9 protein-coding genes and 1 pseudogene are annotated in these 21,282 nt (G+C 57.9%); 8 read left to right on the forward strand and 2 right to left on the reverse strand.

Annotation, left to right across the window (positions count from 1 at the left end; translation table 11 throughout):
- Nucleotides 1-171 precede the first annotated feature (171 nt).
- Entirely contained in the window at nt 172-1,017 is an 846-nt protein-coding gene (locus EM595_RS14760; RefSeq protein WP_231938708.1) for an OmpA family protein, read from the reverse strand.
- On the opposite strand from EM595_RS14760, the pseudogene EM595_RS14765 reads away from it, so the two are divergent.
- The 4 genes and pseudogenes from EM595_RS14765 to EM595_RS14775 all read left to right on the forward strand — a co-directional run.
- Nucleotides 992-2,707 (forward strand): annotated as a pseudogene (locus tag EM595_RS14765) (flagellar biosynthesis protein FlhA); the annotation flags it as partial. The gene EM595_RS14760 and the pseudogene EM595_RS14765 overlap by 26 nt on opposite strands.
- A 288-nt stretch (nt 2,708-2,995) precedes the next feature.
- On the forward strand, nt 2,996-6,181 hold the full coding sequence (locus tag EM595_RS14770) for an autotransporter outer membrane beta-barrel domain-containing protein (RefSeq protein ID WP_067433696.1): 3,186 nt from the start codon (nt 2,996-2,998) through the stop codon (nt 6,179-6,181).
- Nucleotides 6,182-6,462: 281 nt separating this feature from the next.
- Complete coding sequence (locus EM595_RS21160; protein ID WP_157883895.1) at nt 6,463-6,657, forward strand: hypothetical protein; 195 nt, start codon at nt 6,463-6,465, stop codon at nt 6,655-6,657.
- A gap of 858 nt (nt 6,658-7,515) precedes the next feature.
- Entirely contained in the window at nt 7,516-7,998 is a 483-nt protein-coding gene (locus EM595_RS14775) for a YlaC family protein (RefSeq protein ID WP_067433698.1), read from the forward strand.
- Here EM595_RS14775 and EM595_RS14780 read toward each other — a convergent pair.
- The gene (locus EM595_RS14780; protein ID WP_067433701.1) at nt 7,995-9,416 is read right to left on the reverse strand and encodes an aminotransferase-like domain-containing protein; all 1,422 of its coding nucleotides are present in this window, start codon (nt 9,414-9,416) and stop codon (nt 7,995-7,997) included. The genes EM595_RS14775 and EM595_RS14780 overlap by 4 nt on opposite strands.
- Before the next feature lie 410 nt (nt 9,417-9,826).
- On the opposite strand from EM595_RS14780, the gene EM595_RS14785 reads away from it, so the two are divergent.
- The 4 genes from EM595_RS14785 to EM595_RS14800 all read left to right on the forward strand — a co-directional run bounded on the left by EM595_RS14785 (nt 9,827) and on the right by EM595_RS14800 (nt 21,260).
- Nucleotides 9,827-11,632 (forward strand): Ig-like domain-containing protein, encoded by a 1,806-nt coding sequence (locus EM595_RS14785; protein WP_067433704.1) that lies wholly within the window; start codon nt 9,827-9,829, stop codon nt 11,630-11,632.
- A gap of 124 nt (nt 11,633-11,756) precedes the next feature.
- Nucleotides 11,757-14,585 carry an Ig-like domain-containing protein gene (locus EM595_RS14790; RefSeq protein WP_157883896.1) on the forward strand — a complete coding sequence of 943 codons (2,829 nt, stop codon included), beginning with the start codon at nt 11,757-11,759 and terminating at the stop codon, nt 14,583-14,585.
- Nucleotides 14,586-14,883: 298 nt separating this feature from the next.
- Complete coding sequence (locus tag EM595_RS14795) at nt 14,884-17,934, forward strand: Ig-like domain-containing protein (protein ID WP_067433710.1); 3,051 nt, start codon at nt 14,884-14,886, stop codon at nt 17,932-17,934.
- Between the two features lie 299 nt (nt 17,935-18,233).
- On the forward strand, nt 18,234-21,260 hold the full coding sequence (locus EM595_RS14800) for an Ig-like domain-containing protein (RefSeq protein ID WP_067433713.1): 3,027 nt from the start codon (nt 18,234-18,236) through the stop codon (nt 21,258-21,260).
- Nucleotides 21,261-21,282: the final 22 nt, after the last annotated feature.

Here is a 21,282-nt window from a genome sequence, read left to right on the forward strand (position 1 = left end):
GTGAGAACGATTAGCTATAATTGTGGCAAATTTTCACAAACTCACAACAACTTCCGCTGCGCTTCCATCACAAAAAATGCTTAACAATGAATCACTAAGTCAAATTCAGGCAAAAAAAAACCGGTGACGATAATCACCGGCTGAACCACGAGGTTCTAAGGCACTGACGGGCTACTGGATTCGTTGCATTGCGGGCTTCACCACTTTCTCGCCCTGATGACCATAAAATTGATACAGCGTCTCGGCGGCCGCTTCGGTTAACACCATGATTTCGATGCGCCGGTTGCGGTCGCTTAACGGATTCTGCTGATCGAGCGGCATTCGCGCCGCCATGGCGTTAACCTGAATCACGCGGGCCGATTCCAGCCCGCCGCGCTCCAGCATGCGCCGGGCGGCCAGCGCACGGTCGCCGGAGAGATTCCAGTTGTTATAGGCGGCGTTGTCGCTGTAACGCGCTGCATCGGTATGCCCGGTGATCATGATCTGGTTATCGATGCGGTTAAACACCGGCGCCAGCTCGGTCAGCAGCCGCGCAAAATAGGGCATCAGCACCGCGCTACCGCGGGGAAACATGGTGCGATCGCTGTCATCCTGAATCAAAATGCGCAGCCCCTGCGGCACTTTCTCCAGCGACAGGTTATTTTGCGCGTTATAGAGCGTGGCGATGTTCAGGATCACCTGGCGCAGCTTTTCCAGCTCGCTGTCGGAGCGCGAGATCACGCTGCTCAGGCTTTCCGCCGGTTCCGCCAGCGGCGGCGCGGCATCACGGGTTGCGCTGTTGATCGATCCGCCATCGGCACGTAGCTCCGCCTGGGCGGTCGGCAGGCTGCTGGTGGTCACTTCAGGCTCCGTTGCCACCTCAATCTGCGGGCTGACCGGCGCCGAGCCATGATGGCTGCCAAAGGCGAACGGGTTAAAATCGGAGTTATCGAAGAACGAGGTATGGTGCATCTGCGCCACGATCTCCCGCCGTTCATCTTCCGACACCGAACTGATGATCAACTTCGTGGTGGTCACCAAAGGCGCAGAGCGTATTTCTGAAGTCTCGGCGCGCTTTACCCTTGATGCGCTGCCGGGCAAGCAGATGGCGATCGACGCCGATCTCAACGCCGGATTGATCAATCAGGAAGAGGCACGTCAGCGGCGCAAAGATGTCGCCAACGAGGCGGATTTCTACGGCGCGATGGACGGCGCGTCGAAGTTTGTGCGCGGTGACGCCGTAGCCGGGATCATGATCCTGTTGATCAACGTGCTGGGCGGCATTTTGATCGGCATCTTCAAATACAATCTGCCTGCCGGTCAGGCGTTTGAGCAATATGTTCTGCTGACCATCGGTGATGGTCTGGTGGCACAGATTCCCTCGCTGCTGCTGGCAACCGCCGCGGCGATCATCGTGACCCGCGTCAGCGATGGCAACGACATTGGCGACGAGATCAAATCGCAGCTGCTGGCAAAACCCTCGACGCTCTACACCGCCGCACTGGTGATGTTTGTGCTGGCGGTGGTGCCTGGCATGCCGCACACGGTGTTTTTAACCTTTACCGGCCTGCTGCTGTTTGCCGCCTGGCGCCAGAACCGCCGCGTGCAGCCAGCAACGCAGAACGAAAACGATATCAGCGCCATTCAGCAGGCGTTACAGCCGGAAGATGATGGCCTGAGCGTCAGCTGGCAGAGCATTCCGCTGATCGAGCCGGTTGGCCTGAATCTGGGCTATAAGCTGGTGACCATGGTGGATAAAGCCAAAGGCAGCCCGCTGACCCAGCGTATTCGCGGCGTGCGTCAGGTGGTGTCGGAAACCAGCGGCGTGCTGCTGCCGGAGATCGCCATTCGCGAGGATTTCCATCTCAAACCGGCGCAGTACGCGATAAAAATCAACGGCGTACGCACCGCCATTGGTGAAGTGCACGCCGACCGGCTGATGGCGATTCCCACCGCCGAGCAGTATGGCGAAATCGACGGCCTGCTCGATACCGATCCCGCTTATGGCATGGCGGTGACCTGGATTCTGCCGGAGATGAAGGCCAAAGCGCTGAACCTTGGCTATCAGGTGGTGGACTGCGCCAGCGTGGTCGCTACCCATGTGAATAAAGTGGCGCGTGAGAACCTGCCGGAGCTGTTCAATTATGAAGATATCACCGCGCTGAACGAGCGGCTGGCCAGCGTGGCGCCGAAGCTGGCGGAAGATCTCAACGCCGCGCTGAACTACAGCCAGCAGCTGAAAATTCACCGACTGCTGTTGCAGGATCAGGTATCGCTAAAGGATATCGCCACTATTGCCACCACGCTGGTGGAGAGCGCGGCGGTGACCAAAGATCCGATCCTGCTGGCGGCGGACGTGCGCTTTGCGCTGCGCCGCGCCATGGTAGCGGCGATCGCGCCGGATCATAAACCGCTGTCGGCCTTTACGCTCGACAGCGATCTGGAGAACCTGCTGCTGGCGGCGCTGAATCAGGCACAGCAGGCGGGCAAGATCGCTCTCGACAGCTTCCCGGTGGATCCTAATATTCTCACCCAGCTGCAATCCACCCTGCCGGTGATCCATGAGCAACTGAAGGCGCAGAACCTGACGCAGGTGCTGCTGGTCACGCCGCAGCTGCGCCCGCTGATCGCCCGCTACGCACGGCTGTTTGCCGCCGGTTTGCAGGTGCTCTCCTATAACGAAGTGCCGGATGACGCCCGCCTGGAGATTGTCGGCACCGTTAGTTAAGATATTTCTTTACTTATCAGGCCCGGAAACCCCGCCGGGCGCTGTTTTTCGCTGCTTTATCCTCCGCTATTCCTGCCTGAAAAAATTATTTATTAACGCTATTCAACTATTTAGTTATGCAATCGCTTGCCCTAAGTAATGTCCCATATCGGCTGTGTTTTCAGGCGTTTATCATCCGCACCTTCTGGGGCCGCAGCCCGTCAGAGGCCGCATTTCCTGCGTCCTGCGTCCCGTTTATGCATCTCTTCCGCTGGCGCTCTGCCGGTGGAAAAACATAAGGACATGCCGATGAAACTCTCTCTGTTAACCCGTAGCTGCCTGCTGGCTTTGGCCACCGGCGGCGTTGTGCCTGCGCTGCAGGCTGATGCCTGGCGTGCCGAAGGTGGTGAATCCAAAATCGTGACCAGCGGTCATACCACCAGCACACCGGACGATTATCCGCTTTATGCCGAAGGTGCAGGCAGCACGCTCATTAGCGAAAATGCTTATGAATTCAATACCACCGGCAACGATCTTTACGCGGCTTATGCACTGGATGGTGGCACGATCATCGCCAACGGCGGCAACTTTACCACCAACGGTACCGGTGCCCACGGCCTGCTCGCCGAAGCGGCAACGCTGGTGATTAACGGCGGCACGGTAGCCACCTCCGGCAGCAGCAGCCATGGGATAATGGCCAGCGGCGGCGCGGCTGATATCAGCCTGGAAGATCTGAATATCACCACCTCCAGCAACAATAGCGACGGCATCAAGATGACCGGTGGCACGCTGGAGGCCCAGCGCGTGACGCTAACCACCTCCGGCAGCAACGCTGATGCGATTTCGCTCGATAACAGCCAGGCGGATCTCAGCGATAACAGCAGCATGATTACCCGTGGCGATAACAGCAACGGCGTCAGTGTGGTCAACAACAGCCGACTGACCGTCAGCGACACCACCATTGAACTGGCAGGCAGCGGCAATGCCAGCGGACTGAATATCAGTGACAGCACCGTTGATGCCACGCGCCTGACCATTACCGCCGCCAACAGCAGCCGCGGTATCCTGGCCAGCAGCAGTGACAACAGCCACCTGCTGCGGCTCAGCCAGACCAGCATCACCACCGACGAGGGGGATGCGCTGGTGCTGTCGGGCGGTACCGCTAATCTGGCTAATCTGACCATCAGCAGCAGCGAAGGGTACGGCATCCGCAGTACCAACACCGCGCTGACGCTCAACCAGGGCACGATTGAAACAGGCGGCAGACAGTCAGATGCTATCTGGCTAAGCGGTGACAACAGCGTTGCCGACATCGACAGCGTTGAACTCGTGGCCAGCGGCCTGGGCGCGCATGCCGTGCTGCAGGATGGCGGCAACATCACGCTGCGCAACAGCGAACTGCGCACCAGCGGCATTGGTGGACACGTTATCGACAGCAGCAACGGCGTGTTCAACGGCGATAATCTGCGCATCAACAGCAGCGGCGCAGGTGGCCACGGTGTGCTGGTCGGCGCTGATGCGGTAGTAACCTTAATCAACAGCGAGATCAACAGCAGCGGCAGCGGTAGCGCCGGTATGCGCGTTAACAGCGGCGGCAGACTGATCGGTAGCGGCCTGGGCATTGACGCCAGCGGCGGCTCAGCGGTGACGCTACAGGGCGGCGATCTGCAGCTCAGCGAGAGCAAATTACACGCCACAGGCACCACCGCGGTGCTGGATATCCAGCCTGCCGATGCCGTGCGTGGCCAGGGTCGTTTTGATAATGTCACCTTCAGCAGTGAACAGGGTGCGCTGATCAAAGTCATCGGCGGCAATGCCGATCTGATCTTCAGCGGCAGCGGCCAACTGCAAAGCAGCGGCGGCGGATTGTTGCTGGACGCGACCACGCCGGGCACCAGCGATCTCACCGTGCAGGCGGATAACTATCAGCTGGCTGGCGATATGCGCGTCGGTGATAACCATCGGGCGGCGGTGACGCTGAGCGGTGAGTCGGTGTGGCAGGGAGCAGCGTCCGCGCTGACCGCGCTGTCGCTGAATAACAGCCGCTGGCTGATGACGCTCTCCTCTACGCTTGGCGCGCTAAACCTCGAAAATGGTCGCGTGAACTTTGGCGCGGACGGCGGGAATGATTTTCAGACGCTGACCACCGATTCACTCAGTGGCAGCGGCGAGTTTGCCCTGCGCACCGATATCGCTAACCTGCTCGGTGACCGGCTGCAGGTCACGGCTGACGGTGCCTCACAGGGGAATCACACCCTTGTGGTGGAAGATTCGGGTCGTGCGCCGCAAAACGGCGACGATCGCCTGATGCTGGTCGATGCCAACGGCGGTGATGCGCGCTTTAGCCTGGCGGGCGAGCATGTCGATGCCGGGGCATTCCGTTACTATCTGCAGGAAGAGAACAGCGACTGGTATCTGGCGACGCTCACCGAACCGGTTGATCCGGTCACGCCTGTGGACCCAGTGGACCCAGCCGATCCGGATCCGATAACGCCGGTCGATCCGGTCACGCCCGTTGTGCCGATTGTTCCGGAAGATCCCCAGGATCCTGTGGCTCCCGCCAGACCTGACACGCGCGCTAATAACCTGTCAAAAGGCGCCAACGCTGGTTTAGGCCAGCAAACTGCGTTGATTGCTTTGCTGACGGCGGAAAACGCCACGCTGGTTGAACGTATGGGTGAACTGCGCACCGATAGCGGCAGCGGCTTCTGGGTGCGGATTATCAGTGAAAACCTGCAGCACGACCTCGCCCGTAGCCGCGCCTTTGAGCAGCACATCGGTGGCTTGCAGTTGGGAAGCGATAAGCGTTTGCAGTACGCAAGCGGCGATCTGCTGCTGGGCGGGCTGTTCAGCACCACCGTCTCGCAGCAGGAATACGGTAATAACAGCTCTGGTAAACTCACCGCCATCAGCCTCGGTGGCTATGCGACCTGGCTGGATCACAACGGTTTTTATGCCGATGCAGTCGTGAAATTTCATACCATCGAAAACACCATCGATATGCGCAATAACCTCTTTCACCGCGTTGATGGCGATAGCAACAGCCATGCCCTGACCGCCAGTCTGGAGGTCGGTAAGCAATGGAAAAATGAGGCAGGCTGGTTTGTTGAGCCACAGGCGCAGCTCACCTCTTTTATTCTGGCTGGCGATACGCTCACGCTGGATAACGAGCTGGAGATTAAAAACCGCCATTACACCTCCTTGCAGAGCCGGTTTGGCGTGCGTGCGGGTCGTGATCTGGCGCTGGACGATCAGCAGTCGCTGGGCGCCTATGCCAAAGTGTCGAAAATCACCGAGCACGGCAACGAGCCGGAAGTGCGCGTTGATGGCGTGCCGCTTTATGCCGCGTTGCCTGGCAACCGCATGGAGTACGCGGTGGGCGTCAACTGGCAGCTGAACGACAAGCATAAGTTTTATGCGGAGGCGGGTTATGGGCACGGTAAGCGGATTGAGCAGCCAATGACCTTCAGTGCCGGATATCGTTATAGTTTTTAAGGGGGGCCTTCGGGCCAGGCCTGGGCCTTATTGAGCCTTGAGGCCAGGCTTGGCCCTGGGTCAAGGGCTTAAAGGCCAGGTCAACGGCCATTTCGTTCTGCCCTTCGGGCCGCCCGAGCAGGGGCGGCATGCGCCCCGCCCCTGCACCCCGGCTATCCGGCAAACACAACCGCCCGCCGCAGGCGGGTACCTTCGTCGGTTCACATTTCTTCACGGACCGCTCGCGATTCGCTCCTGCTCAGCGCTCCCTTGTCCCGCCATCCATGGCGGGACATCCTAAAATGTTCACCTCCTCAGCGGTAGTGATGCCTCCTCAAGGTCAACCCCCAGGTCAAAACCCAAACCTTAATTCAAAAGGGAAAGGGAAAAGGGAAAAGGGAAAAGGGAAAAGGGAAAAGGGAAAAGGGAAAAGGGAAAAGGGAAAAGGGAAAAGGGAAAAGGACTTTAATCATTTTAAATATAATGGAAATAGATAAACCACTAACTTGCTATATGAATACTGCTTTATTGAGGACTTAAAGTTTTAGTAAGGAATCTCATTAAGGTTTGGGTTTTATTTAAGAGTTTGGGTTTTATTTAAGGGCTTGGGTTTTATTTAAGACTTTGCTTTTAGTCTGTTTGGTTTTGACTTTGAGGAGGCATCACAAACGCCGAGGGAAAAGTGTTTTCCAGGATGAGCCGCAGGGATGCGGCGAGAAGGCGCGCTGAGCAGGAGCGAATCGCGCCTGATCCGTCAGGAAAACGCTTTTGCTGAGGGAACCCGCCTTTGGCGGGCGGTTGTGTTTGCCGGATAGCGCGGGTGCAGGGCCGGGGCGACTGCCGGCCCTGCTCGTACTGCCTTCAGGCAGAACGAAATCGCCTTTGACCTTGACCTGGGTTTTGACTTTGAGGAGGCATCACAAACGCCGAGGGAAAAGTGTTTTCCAGGACGAGCCGCAGGGATGCGGCGAGAAGGTGCGTTGAGCAGGAGCGAATCGCGCCTGGTCCGTCAGGAAAAGGCTTTTGCTGAGGGAACCCGCTCAGCGGGCGGTTGTGTTTGCCGGATAGCGCGGGTGCAGGGCCGGGGCGACTGCCGGCCCTGCTCGGGCTGCCTTCAGGCAGAACGAAATGGCCTTTGACCCTAAGACATTGACCTTAAAAGCTGCCTGCAAGGCAAAACGAAATGGCCCTCTGGCCTTAAGACCTTGACCTTAAAGCCGCCTGCAAGGCAAAAAGCCGCCTGCTTCCAGGCCCCCTCCCCCAACTGTTATAGGTTTCCCTTCCCCTTCTGTCTCTGCTATGAGACGCCATTTTATGCTTTACTATGTAGCAGAATGCATCAACGAGGAATCACGATGGAAGCCATTAAAAACATCATGCTGCGGGAAATCGCCATCCTGAACCGGGAAGAACGTCGGGACAACCGACCGCGTTTCAGCCTGAATTTCCTGCGCACGCACCCGGGCCTGTGGGCCATCATGTACATCTGTTACGCGCTTTGCGTGGTGCTGATCTTCACCACCGACTTTCTCGGCTGGCCGGCGTTCTGGTTCGCCACGGCGTTTGTGCTGATCATGAGCGTGCTGATGCTGATGGATATCAATCCAAAGTACCGATTTGAAGATATCGACGCCCTCGATCTGCGCGTCTGCTTTAACGGCGAATGGTATTACGTGCGCGCCCTGCCGCAGCATGCCATCGATGAAGTGCTGGCAAACCGCGAGACGCCGGAGGCGGTAAAAGAAGGCATCGCCCGCCTGATGCAGCAGAAAGGCGAGGTCGATTTCTACGATCTCTACTTCCTGACCTGGGGCAACCGTGCGGCCAGCAAGATCTAATGTGGCTGGCTGAGCTGCTCGCTAATCAGCTCGGCCAGAATCGCGACTGCCGCTTCCTGCGCTGCATCCCACGGCCAGGCGGTATTAAAGCGAAAGTAGTTAATATACTGATTGCCTGAAGAAAACATACTGCCCGGCGCAATGCTGATGTGGTGCTCCAGCGCGCGACGATAAAGCCGCGTCGCATCCTGTCCGGCAGGCAGTTCAATCCATAAAAAATAGCCGCCCTGCGAATCGTTGATTTTCACCTGCGGCGGCAACAATCGACGCAACGCCTGACGCGCATGATTTTTACGCTGGGCCATCACCTGACGAATACGCCGCAAATGACTGTCATAGCTACGCGTGCCGAGATAGTTCGCCAGCGCCAGCTGCATCGGCGCGCTGGTAGAGAGCGTGCTCATCAGCTGTAACCGCTGAATGCGCTGCGCATGCCGACCCGCCGCTACCCAGCCGACGCGAAATCCCGCCACCAGATTCTTGGAAAATGACGAGCAGTGCATCACATTGTCATGCTGATCCCAGGCTTTCACCGGCAGCGGCCGCTTGCCACCAAACCACAGCTCGGCATAAACATCATCTTCGATTAACGCCACGTTACGCGCCGCCAGCAGCGCCGCCAGCCGCTGCTTGTTAGCATCCGGCATAGTAAAACCCACCGGATTTTGCTGGTTGCTCATCAGCCAGCACGCCTTGATCGGCCAGCGATTCAGCGCCTGTTCCAGCTGATCGAGATCGATGCCGTGCTGCGGATCGGTGGCGATGGCCACCGCCTTGAGCTTCAGCCGCTCAATCGCCTGCAATGCGCCATAAAACGCCGGGTTTTCAATCACTACCCAATCTCCCGGCTCGGTCACCGCCTGCAAACTGAGATTCAGCGCTTCCATGGCGCCGTTGGTAATGACGATCTCATCCGGTGACACGGTAATGCCCTGCTGCGCATAGCGTTGTGCCAGCGTTTTACGCAGCGTTTCATTGCCGGGCGGCAGGTTATTCAGCGCATCGCTGGGTTTGAGATGGTGTGAGACGTTGCTAAGCGAGCGCATCAGCTGGCGCATCGGGAAGAGTTCAGGATCGGGAAAAGCGGAGCCAAACGGAATCACCTGCGGGTCGCGCGCCGCCTGCAGCACTTCAAAGATAAAGCCGTTGATATCGACGCTTTCGGCCAGCTGCACCGGCTGATGGCTGGCAGGCTGGCTGAGGTATTCCGCGCGCGGCGCGACAAAGTAGCCCGACTGCGGTCGCGAGACGATCCAGCCCTGGCTCTCCAGCACCTGATAGGCGTGCATCACCGTCATCAGGCTCATGCCGCTGAGTTCCACCTGCTGACGCAGCGAGGGCAGCTTCTCTCCCGGCTGCCAGGCTTCCGCCTCGATTTGTTCCCGTATCTGCTGCACCAGCTGTTGGTATTTTGCCACGTTACGCTTTCATTTTTGGCTGTTTGAGGCCGCGCAGTATAACTAAATTTATCGCCGATTGCTGAAGCCGGTTTATGAGTTTACTTTTGATTTTACGAAGGGCTGATCGAACGGGGCATTAACACTGATCTGACTTAGTTGACCTGTCTGGCCACACTGCGCTGACGTCGCATTTTTCAACACGCGCCCGCTAACCCGGCGGGCGTTTTGGGGTGTATCGCCGCGCTGTTTGCCTTCAACCATCCCGCCACTCTGCGCCCGCATGTGGCCCTTCCCCTCAGAAAATTCCAGTTTCGGGACAGGTCTTCTGTCGATGATTTGCCGCAACCAGCAGAATCGCGCAAACCCGGCTATTCCGGTTAGCACGCTACGAATGATTCGCAGCGTAATTTCATTCTGAGGGAAACAGCATGACCATGCAGATCAATAATGCACTTGAGTATTGGACGAGCACTAATGAGTGGAGTATTACCCTGACGCCAACAGAGACCGATCTGGAGTTTTTGTGGGTCTATTTCAACAATGTAGAGATTAAAGTGCCTGTTGCGGGCCAGAACCCCATTATCTGGTCGGCGCCAAAAGACCTGTTTAAAGAAGGCGTAAACAGCGTCAGCATGCGCTTCGACGACTTCGCGAAAAACCCTGGCGTAACCTCGGTATTCAACTTAAATCTCGATACCACTGCTCCCATTAAGCCACGCATTCTTTTTACCACCGACGATGTCGGCAGCAACACCGCTATCGTGGGCCCGGACGGCCGCACCGACGATCAATCACCGGTACTCAATGGCCTTGCTGAGCCAAAAAGCCTGGTGACACTTTATAACGCGCAGGATGAGGTGATTGGCAGTGCGATTGCCGACGGTAACGGCCTGTGGCAGATCGAGGTCGAACTAGCCGATGGCGAGCATGGATTCTATGTCACGGCGGAAGATGCTTTGGGTAACGTCAGCGTTGAGTCCGATGCCTTTAACCTGGTTGTCGGCCCGGATCTCGGCAACACGCCGCCCGGCGTGGCGCTGATCACCCATGCTGAGGATGACGTTGGCGCGTCAACCGGCGAATTGCGCTCTGGCGCCATCACCGATGACACCCGTCCACAGCTGCACGGCACGGCGCAGGCGGACAGCACGATCAATATCCAGTATCGCAACGGCGACGGTGAGTGGATCGACGGCGTCGCGGCAGTAGCCAACGCCAGCGGAGAGTGGAGCTGGACCGCACCTGAGCTGGAAGCAGGCAACTGGGAGTTTCGTGCCAACGCGGGTGGCAGCTGGAGTCAGCCGTTCAAACTTGACATTGCCACCGCAGGCAGTGACGCGCTAAAAGCGGCAATCAGCCAGGCAGAAGATAACTTTGGTGAATACACCGGTCCCCTGCTCAGCGGTGCGATCACCGATGACGCCACGCCAACCCTGAGCGGGCGCGCTGAAGCTAACGCTACGGTGATTATCCGCTGGAACGACGGCAACGATTTCTTTTCCACCACGGTACAGGCAGACGCCAGCAGTAACTGGCAGTGGACCCCCGATCCGGCTCTCGCACCTGGCAAGTGGGACTTTGCGACCAAAACCAGCAGCAACACCTGGAGCACGCCTTTCACGCTGGACATCATCGCGCCCGACTCGCAGGCCCCGCTGATGACGGATGTCTATGACGATGTCATACAAAAGGTCGGTACCGTAGCCAGTGGCACTGAAACCAATGACAACGAACTCCTGCTCAGCGGACGTGGCGAAGCAAATAGCCTCGTGTACATCTATGACAACGAAGTGCTGCTGACCTCGGTAACGGTGGGTCAGGACGGTAACTGGCAAGTGACCACACCGGAACTGAAAGATGGCGATCACAGCCTGGCCGTCAGCCACGGCGACTACAACAGCAGCCTGGCGAGCTGGGATTTTGAAGTCGACACCTTGCCGCCGCCTGATTTCGAGATCGAATCCATTAAAAGCGCAAAGACGTTCAGCCTCTCCTATGAAGAGATTGTTGCTGACGGCCAGAAATCACTGTGGATCGACAACGATAAGCGCCAGTTCAAGGTAGATGGCAACGAAGGTGACGTACTGGAGCTGGAAAACCTGACGCCGCAGGAGTGGCTGTCGATGGGTGAAGTGACCATTGCAGGCACGCAGTATGACGTCTGGAGTCATCAGGGTGGTGAAACTGAACTGCTGATTCAGCAGGGCATCATCAGCGAACTGGATCAGGCGTAACCGCACGGCGACCATCCAGCCGACGCGGGCGCAGCGCCCGCGCTTTAATCCTTAACCTGCTGATGACTAACAAACCGGGCGTATCAGCCCACCATCAGCCCGAAACTTTTAGAGGAATCACTACGTGAATATTTTAAGTACACCAGGCGTTAAAGTTATGGAGCGCGACGACAAACGGCCAACATTCTCCGCTAAGCTGGAAAGCGAGATCGGCAAAGGCGGCGAGGTCGAAATCGTCATCGGCGAACACAAATACACGGTAATGATCGACCCGGCCGACGGTAGCTGGAGCTTTACCTGGCCTGAGGATCTGGATGACGGCACCTACAGCCTCTCCATCCGCGCCACCGACAGCTCCGGCAACGACGGCATTCCAAAGCTCTATAACCTGGTAATCTCCACCACGCCGCCGGAGCCACCGGAATTACTTAACCTTTACGACGATGTTGGCGGCAAAACCGGCAGCTTTGACGCTGGTGTTCTTACCGATGACCGTCGTCCGACACTGACCGGCCTGGCCAAACCGGGTTCCATCGTGGTACTGATGCGCGACGGTGAGGAGATCGGCAGCGCCGTGGCCGACCCGATCACCGGCCTGTGGAGCCTTGAGCCGAACCAGGATCTTGCCGACGGCGAAAACAGCCTGACGCTGGTCACCCGCGATACCTTTGCCAAAAAGGATCGTGAAAGCGAGGAGTCCGAGCCGTTCACCATTGTGGTTGGCCCGGACGCCACCACGCCGGGCCCGGGCCCAGCCCTGGTGTTTATCGACGGCGCAGAAGATAACGTTGGCGCTAACACCGGCCCGCTGGCCTCCGGCGCGCTCACCGACGACACCCGCCCGGAGCTGCACGGCACCGCCCCGGCGGGCAGCACCCTGCGCCTGCAGTACCGCAGCGACAACGGCGACTGGATTGAAGCAGGCAACGTGCCAGTTAATGCTGACGGCAGCTGGAGCTGGGCGCCAGCGGATGCGCTGCCAGACGGTAGCTGGGAGTTTCGCGTGCATGGCGAAGCTGGCTGGACCGACGAGTTCGCGCTGGAAATCAGCGCTGGCGCGCAGAGCACCATAGCGATCACCCACGCTTCAGATAACAAAGGCCCTTATACCGGTGAACTGGCAAACGGCGTCGCTACCGACGACGACACGCCGACCCTGCATGGCCGTGCCGAGGCCAACAGCATCGTCTATATACATGCCCACCTTGCCGACAACGACGCCTGGTCACCGCTGGGCAGTGTACTCACCGGACCGGACGGCAGCTGGAGCCTGACCACCACGCCGCTTATCAACTACGGTAGCTGGCACTTCCAGGCCGGTGCTAACCAGACGGCAGATCCGCAGGCCGACACCTTCCAGCTTGACCTGATTGCCCCCGGCTCCCGCGCGCCGGTTATTGCTGGTGCCTGGGATGACGTGGGTAATATCACCGGCCTGATTCAGGATGGCCGCACCACCAACGACACCACGCCGGAGCTGCGCGGCATCGCCGAGGCCAACAGTGTGGTGATGATTGAGTTCGGCAAACCCGGCGAGCCTTACGATACCAGCCACAGCGTCATTGCCAACGCCCGCGGCGAGTGGTCGTTCACCCCGCCGCAACCGCTGGAGCTGGGCGATTGGGTGTTTCGCACCAAAACGGCGAACGGTACCAGCTACAGCAATAGCTGGCACCTGAATGTCACGGAAGGTGAAAGCCTGGCGATAATCACTGAAGTGATTGATAACGTCGGATCCTGGACCGGCGAGCTGAGCAATCCCGACACAACCGACGACAGTTCACCAACGCTGAAGGGTACCGCGCCGGATGGATCACTGGTGATACTCTATCAGGATGGTGAGGCGATCGGCTCGGTTGTAGCAACTGGTGGCAGCTGGGAATTCACCGTGCCAGGTCTTAACGAAATTAAGACCTACAGTTTTACTGCCGGAGTTCGCGAAGGCGGTACAGATGGGCCTCAGTCAGAAGCCTGGAATATTACACATGAGCCAAACCGTCAGGATTGGTATAAATATGATCTCGGAATTCTTACGTCAAGGGATCTGGCGGCTGGTGAGACTGATACTCAAGCCGGTATAAAGCTTACAACGTTAAGGTATGGTCACAATTGGGGTAGTGTGTCAAACGGATTTAGAAATGAATCTTTAGTCCCAATAACAGGGAGTAATATAGCAGTCACAGGATCAATGAAATTCGAATTTTTGCACGGTATATCCCGTTCCATTGCATTTTCAGTAAATGATGTGCAGGCTGCCTACACTGTTCGATATTATAACTCTGCAGGCACACTAATTGAGCAAAAAAATTATTCAGGAACTCAATCGTACCAAAGCATAAACTATTCCAGTAAAACTGGTGAAAGCATTGCCAGCATTGACGTTACGACGAGTAATGTTAGTGGTAAAGGGATAGATTTGTTAGAGCTTAACAATTTCAGATTCTCAGTTCCGTCAGCTCGTGACATCCAGAAAGAAGAGGAATCTTCTGATCAAAACTCAAGTATTATGGCTGACGCCAGCGCCGCTACCACAATTAAAAACGTGGACGAGCTGGAGGTGATTAACGGCGGCGACGGCGTGGACACCCTGGTCATTACCGGCGCGCAGCAGACGCTGGTGTTATCCGATGTTGCCGACAAGCTTAATTCTGTGGAAGTGATCGACATTACCGGCAGCGGTGATAACCGTCTGGAACTGAACGTCGCTGACGTGCTTAACCACGGCGGTCGCGACCTGTTTATTGACGACGGCAAACTGCAGTTTATGGTGCAGGGCAACGAAGGTGACACCGTGCAGCTTGATGACCTGCTGCCGGACGGCACCGATACCGGCGACTGGATTGCGCAGAACGGCACCGTGACCGTGGCGGGCGTGGAATACCAGGTGTTCAGCCACAGCGGCGAAGAGGCGGAGGTGCTGATCCAGCAGGGCATCAAAACCGAATTGATTTAACGCTCACTCCGGCTGTTAAGGCCGGCTGTTAACATCACCCTTAAGGGAGCCTGCCGGCTCCCTTTTTTATCCGCAAACGTAAAGGGTCACAGGGAAACCTGCGGGCCTGCTTTGCCATTGCCGACTGCGCGCGGCCGCACAAATCCGCCTTTTACCGGCCTTCCCGCCCGGGCCCCACGTTTTTCCGGCCATTCGGGACGGGTCTCATCGCTCATTCACCCACAAATTAGCATGCTGATGATACACCGCACCGGCGTCTTAGCCGGTGAATTAACACAACCATTCAAAGGAACACTGCGTGAATATTTTAGCTAACCCGGGCGTTAAGGTTATGGAGCGCGACGACAAACGGCCAACATTCTCCGCTAAGCTGGAAAGCGAGATCGGCAAGGGCGGCCAGGTCGAAATCGTCATCGGTGGCGACAGCTACACGGTAATGATCGACCCGGCCGACGGCAGCTGGAGCTTTACCTGGCCTGAGGATCTGGATGACGGCACCTACAGCCTCTCCATCCGCGCCACCGACAGCTCCGGCAACGACGGCATTCCAAAGCTCTATAACCTGGTGATTTCCACCACGCCGCCGGAGCCACCAACGCTGTTCACCCTTGACGACGATCAGGGCGACAAGACCGGCTTTTTCAAATCCGGTGAGACCACCGACGACCTGCGTCCGACGCTGAGCGGCCTGGCCAAGCCGGGCGCCATCGTGGTGCTGATGCGCGACGGCGAAGAGATCGGCAGCGCCGTGGCCGACGCCGTGACCGGCCTGTGGAGCCTTGAGCCGAACCAGGATCTTGCCGACGGCGAAAACAGCCTGACGCTGGTCACCCGCGACACCTTTGCCAAAAAGGATCGTGAAAGCGAGGAGTCCGAGCCGTTCACCATCGTGGTTGGCGCAGACGGCGGCGATAACGGCAGCGGCGGCCAGGCGCTGATTACCCACGGCTGGGACGACAGCGGCGAGAACTTCGGCGAGCTGAGCTCCGGCGCGCTGACCAGCGACACCACCCCGCAGTTGCGGGGCACCGCCCCGGCCGAGAGCATCGTGCGCGTGCAGTATCGTGCCGAAAACGGCCGCTGGGTGGACGGCGGCAGCGCCGTTGCCGGCCCGGGCGGCGACTGGAACTGGACCGCGCCGGAGCTGGGCGCGGGCAGCTGGGAGTTCCGCGTGTCGGCGGCCACCTCCGGCGGCTGGAGCGACGAGTTCGCGCTTGAGGTCAGCGGCCAGGCGCAAGCTGAGGTGACCATCACCCACGGCTGGGACAGCGAGGGCGCCTACACCGGCGAGCTGCGCTCCGGCGCGCTCACCGACGACAACAAGCCACAGCTTTTTGGCCGCGCCGAGGCCAACAGCCTGGTGTATGTGCACGCCCGCCTGCCGGGCGGCGAATGGGAGCGCGTCGGCTCCGCCCATGCCGGCCCGGACGGCCGCTGGACGCTGGAGACCGAGCGCCTCAGCGCCGGTTCAAATGAGCTGACCGCGGGCAACAGCCCGGCGGCCCAGGGCGGCGACATTTTTAACCTTGAGGTGGTCACCGCCGACCCGGCCGCGCCGCAGATTGTGGATATCTACGATAACACCGGCCCGATTACCGGCTACATGGGCAACCCGGACGTCACCGACGACCGCACGCCGCGCCTCGAAGGCCGCGCGCCGACCGGCGCCGTGGTGGTGATTTATCAGGACGGCGTGCCGGTGGGCTCGGCGGTGGCCGCCGGCGGCCTGTGGCAGTTTGAGGTGCCGGCGCTGACCGAGGATGCCACCTACAGCTTCACCAGCGCCATCCGCAGCGGCGGCACCGACGGCCCGCAGTCCCCGGCGTGGGAAATCGAGCTGATCACCGGCAACCCCACGGACGTGACGCTGGAAATCCTCAGCATGACCGCCGACAGCGGTGCCTCCGCCAGCGACTTTATCACCAACGACGGCTCGGCCGGCCGCACCCTCAGCGGGATCCTCAGCCGTCCGCTGGGCCAGGGCGAGCGCGTGCTGGTCAGCAACGGCATTCAGACGCTGGAAGCGGTAGTGAACGGCATTAACTGGACGCTGGTCGACCCGGATGCGCACAGCGGCAGCTGGAATTACCGTGCCTGGGTGGAAAACGCGGTGACCGGCAGCAACAGCGAGCGGGCACAGCAGACGGTGACCTTTGACAACAGCATCGTCCGCGCCACCATCGACAGCATCTATGACTCCGCCAGTGGAAAGGATCTGGATGCCGGTGCCACCACCGTTGACCGCACGCCGACGCTGAGCGGCAAGGCCGAGGCGGACAGCCTGGTGACCATTTACGACGGCACCACGGCGATTGGATCGGTGCATGCCAGCGACAGCGGCGACTGGACGTGGACCCCGAGTTCATCCCTGCGGGACAAGACCTATAACTTCAGCGTGGTGGCAGAGGACACCGCCGGCAATGAAAGCGTGCCGTCAGCAGGATGGGAAATAAAGGTTGCGGCCTCCGGCAACAGCAGCACGGAGAACTGGGATGGTTATAAAAATTTTAATGTGTCGGCAGGCAACACTTACCATTTTGACAATGGCCTGCGCGCAAAAGTGCTTAGCACTTTACCTAATAAAAACTCAACTGGATTTAGCATTATAGATTCTGCCCCATATGATTCAAAAGGCCAACTCGGCGAAAAAACCATGCAATTATGGTATGGCGCAGTGACGCAGTTTACCGTTCCGGCAACTGATGCATTTTCTCTTTCTTTCGTCGCTATGAGGGCGCAATATCGGCCAAAGGTGACGGTACGATTTTATGACACGCAGGGAAAGCTGTTACACGCGGAAACGTTGGATACGGCAGATGCCGGGTTCCAGGAGTGGTTTACCTCAACTTATATCAGCGAGGATGGTCGCCAGATTCAGAATGTGACTATTACAGCGCAAGGCAATGATGCCTATGCCTTTGTTGACAAATTATCATGGGGCGAAGATGTTATTCGTCCCGATAATACTGTCTCCGGCGAAGAAAACAGCCGTGATAACGAAGTCGATATAAACACGCTCGTTAATAAAGAATCCGACGAGGAAAATAAAGGCCAGATCGATCTCACCGGCGAGGAAAATAACCAGGTCACCCTTAACCTGAATGATTTACTGACTTCCGGCGAGAAGAACCTGTTTATTGAAAACGGTAAAACTCAGCTGTTAATTACCGGCGACGAAAACGACACCGTGCAGCTCGACGATCTGCTGCCGGACGGCACCGACACCGGCGACTGGATTGCGCAGAACGGCACCGTGACCGTGGCGGGCATCGAGTATCAGGTCTACACCCACAGCGGCGAAGAGGCGGAGGTGCTGATCCAGCAGGGCATCAAAACCGAGCTGATTTAACGCTCAGTCCGGCTGTTAAGGCCGGCTGTTAACACCACCCCTGAGGGAGCCTGCCGGCTCCCTTTTTTATTGGTAAACGGAAAGGATCACAGGGAAGCCTGCGGGCCTGCTTTGCCATTGCCGACTCCACGCGGCCGCACAAACCCGCCTTTTACCGGCTTTTCCGACCGGGTACCCACGCTTTTCCGGCCATTCGGGACGGGTCTCATCGCTCATTCACCCACAAATTAGCATGCTGATGATACACCGCACCGGCGTCTCAGCCGGTGAATTAACACAACCATTCAAAGGAACACTGCGTGAATATTTTAGCTAACCCTGGCGTTAAGGTTATGGAGCGCGACGACAAACGGCCAACATTCTCCGCCATTCTGGAAAGCGAGATCGGCAAAGGCGGCCAGGTCGAAATCGTCATCGGCGAAGACAGCTACACCGTAATGATCGACCCGGCCGACGGCAGCTGGAGCTTTACCTGGCCTGAGGATCTGGATGACGGCACCTACAGCCTCTCCATCCGCGCCACCGACAGCTCCGGCAACGACGGCATTCCAAAGCTCTATAACCTGGTGATTTCCACCTCTCCGCCGGAGCCACCAACGCTGTTCAATCTTTATGACAACGTCGGCGGAAAAACCGGCAGCTTTGATGCGGGCGCTACCACCGACGATCGTCGTCCCACTCTGAGCGGCGATGCCAAACCGGGCGCCATCGTGGTGCTGATGCGCGACGGCGAGGAGATCGGCAGCACCGTGGCCGACCCGGTCACCGGGCAGTGGACGCTGGAGCCGAACGTCGACCTGCAGGAGGGCGAAAACAGCCTGACGCTGGTCACCCGCGACACCTTTGCCAAAAAGGATCGTGAAAGCGAGGAGTCCGAGCCGTTCACCATCGTGGTTGGCGCAGACGGCGGCGATAACGGCAGCGGCGGCCAGGCGCTGATTACCCACGGCTGGGACGACAGCGGCGAGAACGTCGGCGAGCTGCGCTCCGGCGCGCTGACCAGCGACACCACCCCGGAACTGCGGGGCACCGCCCCGGCCGACAGTATCGTGCGCGTGCAGTACCGCAGCGAAAACGGCAGCTGGGTGAACGGCGGCAGCGCCGTCACCCGCCCGGGAGGCGACTGGAGCTGGACCGCCCCGGAGCTGGGCGCAGGCAACTGGGAGTTCCGCGTGTCGGCGGCCGCCTCCGGCGGCTGGAGCGACGAGTTCGCGCTTGAGGTCAGCGGCCAGGCGCAGGCTGAGGTGACCATCACCCACGGCTGGGACAGCGAGGGCGCCTACACCGGCGAGCTGCGCTCCGGCGCGCTCACCGACGACAACAAGCCACAATTGTTTGGCCGCGCCGAGGCCAACAGCCTGGTGTATGTGCATACCCGCCTGGAAAATGGCGTCTGGGAACGCATCGGCTCTGCCCATGCCGGCCCGGACGGCCGCTGGACGCTGGAGACCGAGCGCCTGAGCGCCGGCCACAACCAGCTGACCGCGGGCAACAGCCCGGCGGCGTCCGGCGACGCCCTGTTTGAACTCGAGGTGGTCACCGCCGACCCGGCCGCGCCGCAAATCGTCGATATCTACGATGACACCGGCCCGATTACCGGCTACATGGGCAACCCGGACGTCACCGACGACCGCACGCCGCGCCTCGAAGGCCGCGCGCCGACCGGCGCCGTGGTGGTGATTTATCAGGACGGCGTGCCGGTGGGCTCGACGGTGGCCGCCGGCGGCCTGTGGCAGTTTGAGGTGCCGGCGCTTACAGAAGATAAAAGTTACAGCTTTACCAGCGCCATTCGCAGCGGCGGCACAGACGGCCCGCAGTCCCCGGCGTGGGAGATCGAGCTGGTCACCGGCAACCCCACGGACGTGACGCTGGAGATTACCAGCATGACCGCCGACAGCGGCATCTCTGACAATGACTTTATTACCAACGACGGCTCAGCCAACCGCACTCTCCGCGGCACCCTGAGTCGCGAGCTGGCACAAGGTGAACGCGTGCTGGTACACAATGGCAACGAATGGTTGTTAGCCGTTGTCGATGGCCTGCAATGGAGTGTGGTAGACACACGCGCGCACAGCACAAGCTGGGCATATCAGGCAAAAGTAGAAAACGCGGTGAGCGGTGTCGAAAGCCAGGTTGCAGAACAAGCCGTAATATTTGATAACACGACGGCACCGCCAACTATTAGTGGTATTTATGATAACTCGGGTAATATCGAGCAGCTGATTTCAGAGGGTGGAAATACCACCGATGCCACACCGGTATTACGCGGCACCGCAGAATCAGACAGCATAGTTTATATCTATCTCGAAGGCAGCGAACAACCAATCGGCAGTACCACTGCGGTAAATGGCCAGTGGTATTTTACCGGAAATGACAGATTAAGCGTTGGCAAGAATACGTTTTACATAAAATCTTATGATAAGGCGGGAAACAGCGCTAATGGTGATACTTATAATATTAATCTTCAGCCACTCATCAAAAAAGAGGACTTTGAGTCCTACGATGACACTCTTTTTACAAGTTATGATTTTGGTGGGTTTATTGTTGATACTTCAGCGACATTTCGAGTAACTAATGCTTATAGTGGTAGTTATGGCATGATAGGAAAAAGTCTGCATCTTGGTCCCAAGGGATCGGGATTAAGAAAAGCAACCATCACTTTCAAAAGTGAAATTAGTTATTTTGAAATGACATTAGGTGGAGTTGATTTTGCTCAAAACCGCACAGCAACAGTAATTTTTTATGACAAGGATAATAAAGAGATAGGAAGAAAAGTATCAGCTAGAGATGGAAGCAAGACTTTTGAAAAAATAACATTCACTGCTCGTGATGATTCGGAAATAGCTAAAGTAGAAATATTTACGCCCGATGATGGAGCTGGAGTACTGGTCGACAACATTACCTATAATGAAATCTATTCAATAGATAATAAAGAAACTGATCAAGACCAAATTAAAGAAGCTACCGAAATCAAAGGGATTAACGTTAACAGCACTGTCAATAAAGAAACCGATGCGATAAATAAAGGCCAGATCGATCTCACCGGTGAAGAAAATAACCAGGTAACCCTTAACCTGAATGATTTACTGACCTCAGGCGAGAAGAACCTGTTTATTGAAAACGGTAAAACTCAGCTGTTAATTACCGGCGACGAAAACGACACCGTGCAGCTTGATGACCTGCTGCCGGACGGCACCGACACCGGCGACTGGATTGCGCAGAACGGCACCGTCACCGTGGCGGGCGTGGAATATCAGGTGTTCAGCCACAGCGGCGAAGAGGCGGAGGTGCTGATCCAGCAGGGCATCAAAACCGAGCTGATTTAACGCTCACTCCGGCAGGTTCAGT

Origin of the sequence: Duffyella gerundensis (assembly GCF_001517405.1) — a bacterium.
Taxonomy (GTDB): domain Bacteria; phylum Pseudomonadota; class Gammaproteobacteria; order Enterobacterales; family Enterobacteriaceae; genus Duffyella; species Duffyella gerundensis.